Below are 11,134 nucleotides of genomic sequence, written 5' to 3' on the forward strand. Positions count from 1 at the left end.
CAGGGCGGTGTCCTCGCCGAGGGCATCACCGTGGCTCACAACGAGTCCGGTAAGCCGGAGGCGATCCTGACCAACCAGCAGTGGCGGGACGTCTCCGCGCTGGTGCACGAGCTGCAGTTCCTGACCCCCGAGATGAAGCGGTGGGTCGACGAAGGCCTCGCCGAGCTCGAGCGGTTCGCCAACGCGGCCGAGAAGGGGTTCACCGCGTGGGCGGCCGCGACCACCGAACAGGGCCGCATGGGGTCGCCGGAGGAGTTCGCGCAGCACTTCGGCACCGCACTCGGTCTCGACGTGGCCGACAGTGCCCTGGGCATGGTCGGTCTCGGCGGGATCCTGGGCGGTCAGCTCAACGACTCCACCCGGAACCTGCTGCACGCGATCATCGACGGACCGATCGGCGGCGAGGCCGCACTCCTCGACGACGACGGCCGGGTCATCGGCACGAAGCTCGACGACCCCGCCGCCGCCGTGCCGGACGACCTCAGCGGCCTCGACATGTCGGCGCCGGTGGTGCCGTCGGTCGACGGTGAGGCCGACATCTCGGCCGAGCAGCTACCCGCGGGCACCTCGGTGACCGTGGCGCTGCCCGCCGGCAAGACGGCGTACACGGACGAGGAGGTCAAGCAGATGCTCGACGAGCTCGACCAGCGCGTCGACGACCTGGAAATCCGTGTGACCGATTCCGACAACGCTCCCGCTCCGCTCGGTGCGGGCGTGTCCGGGATCGTCTGACCGTGGAAGGGGGCTGCCTGTGATCACCCTGGCATACGCGGGAGTCGACTCCTCGGAATGGACTCTCGTCGGTGAGAGGCAGGGCGCGCAGGGCGCGGAGGCGGCGAAGGTGTCCGGCTTCATCGCCTCCCCCGACACGACGGTGGAGGCGCGCCCTGCCCGCACCGGGCATGTGGTGTCGGGGTTCACGGTGCCGCCGATGACCGGCACCCTCGACCTGACGGTGTCCTCGCAGTTGGTCGACGGCGAGACTCGTGAGCTGGACGAGATCTTCGACGCGCTCGCTCTCGCGTGGTCGCCGCTCGTCGACGGGGAGCTGACGTGGGTCTCGGACCGCGGCGTGTTGATGCGCACGCGGGCGCGGCTCGCCTCGGGTGGGTTCCCGATGCCTGATCGGTCCCCGACCGAGCGGGCGCCGGGGCAGCCGGTGCGGCGGGTGGCGCTGTCGCTGTCGGTGCAGTGCCTCGACGGGCTGTGGATCGGCCCGCAGTCGGCGCCGTACACCGGCGCCGTGCAGGTGTACAACGCCGGGGACCTGGATGACTACCCACGTATCGAGTGGGCCGGGGCCGGCGCGACGGTGGCCGGTCCGGGGATCCCGGAGTTCACTCTGCCGACCACTGCGGTGCCGGCGGTCTGGGACACCGATCCCGCGACCGGCGGGATGGTGACGATCGACGGCCAGCCCGCCACGGCGCTGCGCCAGCAGATGCGCGGCCGGGTCGCCCCGGTCCCGATCGAGCCCGGCACGACCGCGCCGTGGACGTTCACCGGCTGCACCGCAGTGGTGCAGCCGTTGTTCCTCAACCCGTGGGGGAGGTGAGTCGTGTCGGACTGGTCCGCTGAACGTCTGGCCACCACCGCCGCGGGTGGCGTGGTGATGAAGCTCCTCGACCGGCACATCGAACCGGTCGACGATCTGCACGGGTTCTTCGAGTGGGAGGGCCCGGAGGTGCCGAACGAGGAGGCGACGTTCGTCGGCTCCTATCCGGTGAACCACCCCGTGGTCGACACGCTCATCCCGCTCGGGTCACTGGACCCCTCCAAGCCGGAGGACACGTGGACCGAGCTGATCCACGCGGCGCAGTGGGTGCTCATCGAGACCGGGCAGGATCCCGTCACGGGCAAGCCGCATCGGCTGTTCTACCGGGTCATGCGGATCACCGACGGCCACGGCTCCAAGCGCGCGCGGGTGAAGATCGAGGCCGTCAGCCTGCATCGCTACGCCGCGCACATCACCTTCCAGGCTAGTCCCGGATTCCCGATCATCGCCCAGCCGAAGTACCGCGACATCCGCGCCGGGCAGAGCTTGAAGGTGATCAAGGAGTACTTCCTGGTCAACACGATGCGCGAGTTCCAGCCGGGCGCGATCGACGGCTGGGACCTGTGGGCCCCCGAGTCGTGGGAGAACGTCGTGGCCGACCAATGGGCGTGCATCGTCAACCCGATCAACGCCCCGGTCACCACCGCCATGACGATTCTCGACATGCGGTTCGACTCCGGCCTCGCGGCGGTGAAGGAGACCCTCGACGCCGCCGGCCTGTTGCTGACCCTGGACGTGTGGCTCGAGGGCGATCCGCAACCGTTCCCGGATCACACGATCCTGACCAAGCCGACCATCGTCCTCGACATCGTGCCCCGACAGTGGGACACCTCCACCACCGGACATGCCGGGGACCTGCTCAAGGGCCTCATCCGCACGTTCGACACCGAGGCCAACGCCCCGCGCATCGGCCTGGCCGACACCCCGTCCACCGCGGCCGGAGTGCCGGCGTGGGTGCTGTGGCAGCCCGAGCACATGGAGGCCGTGACGTCCGAGCTGACGATCGCCAAGTCGGACGTCTGGCACGTCACGGTCGGTGGCCGCTCGCCCGAGGCGATCAACAACATGCTCGGTCTCGGCGCGAAGGCGATCTTCGGCGGGCTGGGTGCGGCGCTGGCGATGGCGATCCCGGTGTTCGGCCCGGTCATCGTCGCCGCGGCGGACTTCCTTGGCGACGTCGTCGGCGAGGGCCTCAAGGACAAGCTGTTCGCTTGGTCCGAGGCTGCTGACCTCAAGCGCAAGGAGTGGCACGGCCGGTTCGCGAACCGCGACTCGGTCGGGGCCGGTGACGGCTGGACGATCGAGGCGTACCAGCAGGCGTACCAGATGCTCGCCCAGGGCGCCGGCGGCATCTCGATCGGATTCACCGTCGACGGCGGCGCCCCGTTCCGTTGGGGCGAAGACTACCGCAGCGGCGACCAGATGGGCGTGGTGCACCGCGGGATCATCTTCGCCACTTACGCCTCCAAGACGGTGATCAGTCAGAAGAAGGGCGACAAGCGGCTCCGCTCGGCGATCGAGCTCGGCGACCCGCGTGTCCGGGAGAACCCGACCGCCCTGTTCGCCCGGTCGATCAAGACGATCCAGAACTCGGTCGACCGCGTCAAGACCTTCATCATGTGAGGAGAGACCATGCCCGACGACAAGGTGCTCGACGAGCTGTACCCGTATCCGCGCGACCCGAAGTTTCACCCGTTGGCGTGCTTGTTCTTCAACATGCCGCACCTCGCGGTGGACGCCGACGGCGCGCACGCGATGGCGAAGTGGGTGTTCGACCATCTCGGTTGCGCCGGCCCAGGCACGGCGGCGCCGCCGACGGTGAAGTACGACGCTCTCGGCGGGTCCGGGGCTCCGCACGAGTTCGGGGTGTGGATCAAGGCCGAGGACGACCGGATGACGGTCCAGGTGACGACCCCGGAGAAGGATCTCACCGAGATGGACGAAGCGGAGCTCGCTGAGTACATCACCCACGCGAAGGCCGCCTTGGTGGCCAAGCGTGCCGGCACCGCGAAGGAGGCGTGACCGCCCCTCGGAGTCCTGTCTGCACTGCTAGAATGGGTGCAACAAGACGGCCCCGAAGGTGCGCTAACACCATCCGGGGCCTGACCACAACGACACGATTGGAGCGTGCGTTATGGCTGACGATCAGCCTACCCCCGAAGAGTGGCGACCCGTAGTCGGGTACGAGGGCATCTACGAGATCATGATTGATGGTCGAGTTCGGGCACTCGACAGAGTCATCACCGACAGCGTCGGGCACACCTATCTGAGGCGTGGCGGCGAGAAGGTCGTCCGCGTGGGGGACTCTGGCTATTGCTGCGTGACCTTGTCGCAAGGCGGGCGCAATCGGACCGTCAAAGTGCATAGGCTCATCTTTGAGGCATTCGTTGGGCCGATCCCCGAGGGGGCGATTGTCCGGCACCTGAATGACGTAAAGACGGACAACCGGCTAGAGAACCTGGCGCTCGGGACTCACGCCGACAATCGTCATGACTCCGTTCGGAACGGGACGCATCACCAGGCGAACCTGACCCGTTGCCCAGGGGGCCACCTGTACGACGAGGCCAACACTCGGTACATGCAGCCGGGGAATCGCCGCTACTGCGGAGAGTGCCATCGCCTCCGAGGGAAGGCGTGGAAGGACGCGAACCGCGAGAAGGTGCGCGCTGCGAACCGTGAATACATGCGCACCTACAACAAGCGCGTGAGAGGGTAATCGACCCCAGGGCCCCCGGTTGAACGCCGGGGGTTCCGCCATTTAGGAGGGCAGTAGTCACGGGAATCAATCTAAGCGGCAATGTCCCGACGACGCCGGGCGCGCCGGGCGGGATCCTGCAGGCGATCCGGGACGCCGTCGAATCCGTAGGCGGGATCGGTGAGGCGCTCGCCAACGGGCTGAACGGCATCATCTCGGGGATCGTCGACATGGTCCTGGGCCGCTACGACGGTGACATTCCGGCGCTGGTCGATGGGCAGCTCGAGTTGAACGAGCGGTTCGAGTTGCTGGGTACCTCCGCGTACTGCGCGGCGTACATGTACAACAATCTGCGGCTGGGCCCGGGCCGCAACCGGGCGTTGCCGTTCGATTCGCAGATCGGCCCGAACAACGACGCCGAGTTGGTGCAGGTGTCCCGTCCTCACCCGGAGGCGACCAACCCGTCGACCGTCCTCAGCGAGTGGTGCATCCGCCTGGACCGTGCTGGGTTGTGGCACGCCAACGCGTCGTTCGTTCACGCCGGGGACGGATTCGACCGTGCGCAGGGCGAGATCGTGGTGCTCAAGCCGGACCTGACCCCGTACTCGTACACGACTCTGCCTGCCCCGCGGCCGCACGCCGACGGCGGCACCGTCACCGACGTCAACGTCGGTGTGCCGGTGTCTCTGTCGAAGTTCTTCGTCACCCCGGCGCCGGGTTACTACGTGCAGGTGCGGTGGCGGTTCAACGTGCTGGTCGGCATTCGCACGGTCAAGGGTGGCGCCCGCCTGTCCCAGTTCTCGGTGGTGCAGTGGTCCGACGACATCGCCAACACCGATACCAGTGACGATCCCGGCGGCACTATCGACGACACCGCCTGACCAGCCGCCCTGCCTGGCCCTCTCCTTCCTCGCCCGCTCGTACCGGGCCCTGAAACCTCTGGAGGCTCTTGTGCCCATCCTTACCGGCACCATCGACGACGTTACGGGCTCCCCGCTGCCCGATCGGGTCTCGCTGGCCACGCTGCGTGTCACGGTCCGCGCCCCTTCGCGCCGCTCGTCGCTGACCGAGCAGGCGCGCCTCGTGGCCTCCGTCCCGGTCCCCGTGGAGGTCTCCCCCACCGGGGAGATTTCCGTGGAGCTCGAGCCGGGGCCGGCGGTCATGCTCGTGGAGGGCGAGGGCCTGCGCGACGTGTACGAGCTCGGCGTCACCGCCGACATGACCCTGCTGACCGAGGCGCTGCAGGAGTCCTCTCCGACCCGGTCGTGGGTGGAGTCGCAGATGGTGCAGCTGCGCGCTGCCACGGTCACCGCGGCGAGCGAGGCGCAAACTGCGAAGTCCGACGCCGAGGGCGCGGCAGCGGTCGCCGAGGGGCACCGCACCCACGTCGATTCGATCCGCGATCTCCTGGACGAGGCGGCGCAGACCAACGTCGCGCCGTACCTCACTGAAACCGCCCTTAAGGCCACCTACGGTGCGAAGGGCGCAGGGGTGGCACGGGCCATGTCCCGCGCTCGGGCAGGGCAGAACCTCCACTTCACCTGCGTCGGTGACTCCATCTTCGACACCACCACCCCCGGCAACGCCGGCGGTGGGCCGATGGAAAAGACAGCCACCCTCGTCGCGTCAAGGTTCGGTATCGAGGTCACCACCGCCAACCATGCCCAGTCCGGCTATACGGCGGCACGGTCGGCTCTCATGGGCAGGGTCACCTCGGCTATTGCTGAAAAGGCCGACGTACTGTTCATCTCATTCGGTAAGAATGACATCAACTCCCAGACCATCGGACCGTTCGCCGCCAACGGCTACCCAATGGACGCCTCCCTCGCACAGATTGAACGCATCTGTGCCACGGTCCGCCGAGACTCCCCCCGTACTGATCTGGTCATTATTGGGGAAGGGCCGTACGCGCCGGACACCGCCGCGAACGTCGACTTGGTCGAGTATGAGACCCGACTGCGGGCGGTGGCAGCCGCATGGGGTGCCGAGTTCGTGGACGCCTACGCCGCGTTCGAGGCGTTGGGAAACTGGGCCCACCTCATGTACGACGGAACCCACCAGAATCCGGCAGGAAACGACCTGTACGCGCAGACGATCCTCGGGCATCTCACCGATAAGGAGTTCGCCCCGGTCGCACTGGCCGCCCCCCCGAAGGACGGGCTGTGGGCAATGTCCAACGTCGCCCAGGTTGGTGAGCATGGTTGGGTGGTCGTCTCCGGTGCGGGAACCAAGACCGGTACCACGGTCACCTACGGGGGTGCCGGATGGGCTAGTGGCGCTACCTCTACTCCTGGGGATACGGTCACAATCGCCGGGGTAGGGACGGAAGTGCTCGCGCAGGTGTCTACCGCCCTCGCCAACAACGCGGTCGTGGACGTACTGGTGGACGGGGTCGTGATCGGGGATGACGTTCATCTCGCGGACCGTGGCCTGCGCGGCGACTACTGGCTCCCCCTGGCGGTCGGGCTCACCCCTGCCGCTCACACAGTCGTGATCCGGCTCGTGTCCGGGACGCTGCGCCACTTCGCATCGGCGGTGCTCGCCGCCGCAACGTCCACTGAACCCCACGATCAGATCACCCTCATTTCCTCCACCGGCACAGCGCTAGCACTCCCCGAGGGGGGTACTGACCTCATCCTGGCGAACGCGATCCCTGTCTCGCTGCCTGCCGGGTGGCAGTCGGCCAACCTGACCATCGTTGGACGCGTCCAGTTGACGACCGCCGCCGACACGACCACCGTCCGCGACGTTCGCCTCCTCTGTCAGGTCTCCACCGCCAAGCCCACGAACGATTCTGACTACACGTACGAGACGCTCCTGCCCGGCCCGACCGGGCAACAGCGATCTACCCCACTGAGTACGACGAGGTGGGTGGATCGCGCGGCCACCGTCAGCCTGCGAGTGCGGCTGACCTCCGCCGACAAGACGGGCGTGACGGTCACGGGGTCGCGGGTTCATGCGGTCATGACTCGCGCCGGATAATCAGGTGCAACTCGTCGACACGCCCACTGTGTCGAGCCTGTCAACAACCTTGGCACCGAACCGGGCATTACCTTCGGTTGTCAGATGCAGGCCGTCAGCAAAGTCGTCATCGCCCAGCCAGTCGCCGTCGAGAGGGTCCACGAACAGTGCGCCCGTGACCGCTGCCGCCGCAGCTAGTTCGTCACGTAGAGCAGTCAGTCTCACAAGGTCATAGCGGGGGGCCTTCACCGGGCCCACCACGACGACCGTTGCGTAAGGGTTCTGTGCCCGGATCAGCGCGAGCGTCCCCACGGCTGCCTCCCGCACTCCGATGAGGTAGAGGTCATTGGTCGAGCCCTGAACGACAACGAGGTCCGGGGCCGAGGCGGTCACCTGGGGTACTCGATTGACGTACTGCCAGGCGCTTCCCGCGGGGTTGACGTACCCGGATCCGTGCTTTCCGAGGTAGGTCGGAGCCCAACAGTTGGAGGATGCGACGTGCTCGGCCCAGTTGTCGACCGGGGTGCCCACCTGTGCGGGAGCGGTGAAGGAGTCGCCGACGAATGCCGCCAAGGTCGGGCGTTCCTCGGGCGGGGTGGGGGCCGGGCCTGGGTCGATCACCACGGGAGGCTCGACGTCAGGGGTAGACGAGCCGAGCGACTGGGCTTGGGCGGCCGGGGAGGTGACGACGAAAACCGTGGCTACCGCGAGCAATATCGCAGCGATAGGGCGGGGGCAGGGAGAAGGCATAAGCGGAAGGTTAGTTGACGGCGCTCACGAAGTGTTAAGAATTGCGAAGAAGGTCCGATACTGCCCGATTATGCCCCGCTCTATCTGAGGAGGTTTCGTTGCCGATCACGGTTCACCAGCGCCGCCCCGCCTTCGAGGCGGTGCAGTACCAGCCCGGCGTCAACTGCGCGGAGGTCGGCGAGTTCATCGGCCACGAGGTTCACCCGCCCGGCCAGTGCGACCCGTCCGGCGTCCTGGAGATCCCGCCGTCGGGCGGCACCACCACCGCCCGCCCGGGCGACTGGCTCCTGCGCGCCCGCAGCGGGGAGCTGCTGATCTGCGCGGCCGAGGTGTTCGACCTGATGTACGAGCCCGCCTGAAACAACTCGCCAACAACTCGGAACAACTCCGGCCCCCGCCGATCGACGGGGGCCTTCTCCATTCCCGCAGGAGGCCCCATGCTCATCGTCACCGCGGACGGGATCGGATCGGCCGGCATCGTGCCCGGGGACTCCCGGTCGATCATCGGCAACGTCACCGCCCGCCTTGCCCAGAAGACCGCGCGTCACCAGGTCGTGCCGGTGCACTGGCCGGCGGCGATGGTCGGCATCGGCGGCCGTACATCGTGGGCCGTGTCCGCCCACATCGGCGTGCTGGACCTCGATCGCATCGCAGCCGAGAACCCGAACGAGACGCTCGTGCTGCTCGGCTACTCGGGCGGCTGTCGCGTGATCCACGACTGGCTCGACACCCGCCCCCAGGAGCACCACCGTGTGGCGGCCGTCGGCCTGATGTCCGACCCTTACCGACCAGCCACCCGGTGGCAGGACAACTGGAAGGGCGGACTGCCGAACCCCGGCGGCTCAGGCATCGCCGGTAGCCGCGTCGGACCGCTCGGAGGCCGCACCTTCTGGACCTCGGCGCCCGGTGACGTGATCTCCTCCTGCCCGCCTGATTCCCCGCTCCGCACCGCGGCGGACCTGTCCGACCAGATCCCCGGCGCTCTGCTCGTGGACCTCGCGGGGCACCTGCGGCGCGGCGACTGGCAGCTCGCCAACGCCATGCAGCTGTGGCGGCGCGACCCGCTCGCCTACCTGCGCGGCCTGGGCCCGCGCCTGGACCGCGCCCGCCGTGACATCGAGGGCTACCTCACCGGCGCGCACACCCTGGCCTACACCCGCCCCCACGCGGGAGGGCTCTCGCTCGCCCACCGCCTGGCGGACACGGTCGCGTGGGCCGTCCGGTGACCGGCCTCGCCTGGGCCGTCTGGCATCTCGCTCGCGGTCACCTCGTCACCCTGGGCCGCCCCTACGACGCCCCGGTGGGGACGGTCGCCCGATGCCGCTGCGGTGACCGACGACAGATCATCTGAGGAGACAGCATGAAGAACTGGTTCACCGTCGAACCCGACGTCACCCGCATCATGAACAAGCACTTCACCCCAGGGCGTGGCGGTCAACGGATCGAGTACATCACCCGCCACCACCTCGCCGGGATCCTCACCACCGAGCAGACGTGGCAGGTGTGGCAGACCCGGCAGGCGTCCGCGCACTACGTGGTGGAGAACTCAGGCCGCATCGGGCAGCTCGTGTGGGACCGCGACACCGCCTGGTCGAACGCCAACCTCGCATCCAACCAGCGGTCCATCGCAATCGAGCACTCCAACTCAGGAGGCGCGGCGGCCGACTGGCCGATCAACGACACCGTCATCCGCGAAGGCGCACGCCTGGCGGCCGCCCTGTGCTGGTTCTACAAGCTCGGCCGCCCCCAATTCGGCCGCAACGTCCGAGACCACCGCGAGTTCGGGCAGACCTCCTGCCCCCACCATCTCGCCAACGGCGGCAAGTACCACAGCACGTGGATGCGCATCGCCCAGGAGCACTTCGACTGGATGACCGCGAACCCGTCCGGCATCCCACCGACAGTGGCGCCAATCCCGGCGCCCGCACCGATCCCTGAGGAGGGGTTTCTCATGGCACTGTCCGACGCCGAGCAGCGCGAACTGCTCACCAAGACCCGCGACATCCACGCCCAACTCGGCCCCTGGGCCCAGCTCGGGCAGAACGACAAGGGCCAGAACCTCACCCTCGTGGACGCGGTGGCCGACTCGCGCCGCAAGCAGGGCCACACGAAGGAGAAGTGACCATGTGGACCGCAGCATTCTGGAAGGACGCGTCCGAGCGGGCCGTCAAGACCGCCGCCCAGACCGCCGGCGGTGTGCTCATCATCGGCACCCCGATATGGGAGGTCGACTGGACCGCCGGACTCGGCATCACCGCCACCGCGACGGTGCTGTCCCTGCTGACGTCGATCGCCTCGTCCGGTCGAGGTGATCACGAGTCGGCGTCCGCGCTCGAGTACGTCGGCCAGCATCGCGCCGGCTGATGCGAGCGTTCGAGCCACACCACCCCAAACTGCGGATCGCCGCCCTGGTCATCGCCGCCGCCGGTGCCGTAGCTCGCGGAATGGCATACCTCGACCAGCCTGACACCGGCCGGCTGACTCACTTCGTTGACGCCGTCGTGCCCCTGCACGTGTGGGCCATAGTCTGGATCGCGGCTGGGGCATGCCTCGTCGCTGGGGTGTGGCATCGCATTGTCGCCAGGTACGCGCTGTCGTTCACAGCGATGCTGTGGGGAGTCTGGGGTCTGTCCTACATGTGGGCCACGATCGCGGGCGATGCATCCAGGGGCTGGGTGACTGGCTCACTGATGCTCACGCTGGCGGGGACCATGATCATCATCGCGGCCCTCGCGGACACCGCGGGCCCGCCACGGGAGCCGGTGATTCTCAACCGTGGGGGCGACGGGTGACGTGGGGGCAGATCGCGGTCAACGCCCTCGCGGCGATCCTGCTCGTGGTGGGGACGTGGATCACGGCTCGGTTCACCCGGAAGACCGGGAAGGAGGCCAACGACACGCAGGCGGCGCAGGCGCGGACGGCGGACTGGTCGACGTTCGTGCAGGAACAGCGTGCGGAGCGGGCTGAGGAGCGCAAGTGGCTGGAGGCTCGGCTAGCCGAACGCGATCGCCGGATCGAACGCCTCGAGCAGCGCGTTGGGTCACTCCAGGAACGCTTCGACGCGCTGGAGCGCAAGTACCGGCTGGCGATCGCCTACATCCGTCGCCTGGTCCGCAAGCTGCAGCAGCACGTCGACCCGGAGGACATCGAGACCCCGCCGGATGAGATCAGCC

14 protein-coding genes are annotated in these 11,134 nt (G+C 68.1%); 13 read left to right on the forward strand and 1 reads right to left on the reverse strand.

Going from position 1 to position 11,134, the window contains the following annotated elements; translation table 11 throughout:
• The 7 genes from ABD250_RS16700 to ABD250_RS16730 all read left to right on the forward strand — a co-directional run.
• Positions 1-732: hypothetical protein (locus ABD250_RS16700; RefSeq protein ID WP_344393404.1), on the forward strand; the 732-nt coding region annotated here is incomplete at its 5' end.
• Positions 733-751: 19 nt separating this feature from the next.
• Entirely contained in the window at positions 752-1,555 is an 804-nt protein-coding gene (locus ABD250_RS16705) for a hypothetical protein (protein ID WP_182657810.1), read from the forward strand.
• Between the two features lie 3 nt (positions 1,556-1,558).
• Positions 1,559-3,178: a Gp37-like protein gene (locus ABD250_RS16710; RefSeq protein ID WP_182657811.1), complete on the forward strand. Its 1,620-nt coding sequence runs from the start codon at positions 1,559-1,561 to the stop codon at positions 3,176-3,178.
• Positions 3,179-3,187: 9 nt separating this feature from the next.
• Positions 3,188-3,577: a hypothetical protein gene (locus ABD250_RS16715; protein WP_182657812.1), complete on the forward strand. Its 390-nt coding sequence runs from the start codon at positions 3,188-3,190 to the stop codon at positions 3,575-3,577.
• Between the two features lie 112 nt (positions 3,578-3,689).
• Positions 3,690-4,271, forward strand: coding sequence for an NUMOD4 motif-containing HNH endonuclease (locus tag ABD250_RS16720; protein ID WP_182657813.1), 582 nt, complete (start codon positions 3,690-3,692; stop codon positions 4,269-4,271).
• Positions 4,272-4,480: 209 nt separating this feature from the next.
• Positions 4,481-5,131 carry a hypothetical protein gene (locus ABD250_RS16725; protein WP_182657814.1) on the forward strand — a complete coding sequence of 217 codons (651 nt, stop codon included), beginning with the start codon at positions 4,481-4,483 and terminating at the stop codon, positions 5,129-5,131.
• Positions 5,132-5,384: 253 nt separating this feature from the next.
• Complete coding sequence (locus ABD250_RS16730; RefSeq protein ID WP_344393407.1) at positions 5,385-7,232, forward strand: SGNH/GDSL hydrolase family protein; 1,848 nt, start codon at positions 5,385-5,387, stop codon at positions 7,230-7,232.
• On the opposite strand, the gene ABD250_RS16735 is transcribed toward ABD250_RS16730, so the two are convergent.
• Positions 7,233-7,784 (reverse strand): SGNH/GDSL hydrolase family protein, encoded by a 552-nt coding sequence (locus tag ABD250_RS16735; protein WP_344393409.1) that lies wholly within the window; start codon positions 7,782-7,784, stop codon positions 7,233-7,235. It lies immediately after the preceding gene.
• Between the two features lie 275 nt (positions 7,785-8,059).
• Here ABD250_RS16735 and ABD250_RS16740 point away from each other — a divergent pair, with 275 nt between their 5' ends.
• From ABD250_RS16740 to ABD250_RS16765, 6 genes are all read left to right on the forward strand, one after another.
• Entirely contained in the window at positions 8,060-8,320 is a 261-nt protein-coding gene (locus ABD250_RS16740) for a hypothetical protein (RefSeq protein WP_182657817.1), read from the forward strand.
• A gap of 78 nt (positions 8,321-8,398) precedes the next feature.
• Positions 8,399-9,187 carry a cutinase family protein gene (locus tag ABD250_RS16745; protein ID WP_182657818.1) on the forward strand — a complete coding sequence of 263 codons (789 nt, stop codon included), beginning with the start codon at positions 8,399-8,401 and terminating at the stop codon, positions 9,185-9,187.
• 134 nt (positions 9,188-9,321) lie between these two features.
• Positions 9,322-10,083, forward strand: a complete 762-nt coding sequence (locus ABD250_RS16750; RefSeq protein WP_241730455.1) for a peptidoglycan recognition protein family protein — start codon at positions 9,322-9,324, stop codon at positions 10,081-10,083.
• Between the two features lie 2 nt (positions 10,084-10,085).
• Positions 10,086-10,325, forward strand: coding sequence for a holin (locus tag ABD250_RS16755; RefSeq protein ID WP_182657819.1), 240 nt, complete (start codon positions 10,086-10,088; stop codon positions 10,323-10,325).
• Positions 10,325-10,753 (forward strand): hypothetical protein, encoded by a 429-nt coding sequence (locus ABD250_RS16760; RefSeq protein ID WP_182657820.1) that lies wholly within the window; start codon positions 10,325-10,327, stop codon positions 10,751-10,753. The genes ABD250_RS16755 and ABD250_RS16760 overlap by 1 nt, the downstream gene beginning before the upstream one ends.
• Positions 10,750-11,134 (forward strand): DUF3450 domain-containing protein (locus tag ABD250_RS16765; RefSeq protein WP_344393414.1); only part of this gene is annotated, 385 nt, incomplete at its 3' end. The genes ABD250_RS16760 and ABD250_RS16765, both read left to right, overlap by 4 nt.

This window comes from Dietzia cercidiphylli (assembly GCF_039531545.1).
GTDB classification, from domain to species: Bacteria; Actinomycetota; Actinomycetes; order Mycobacteriales; family Mycobacteriaceae; genus Dietzia; species Dietzia natronolimnaea.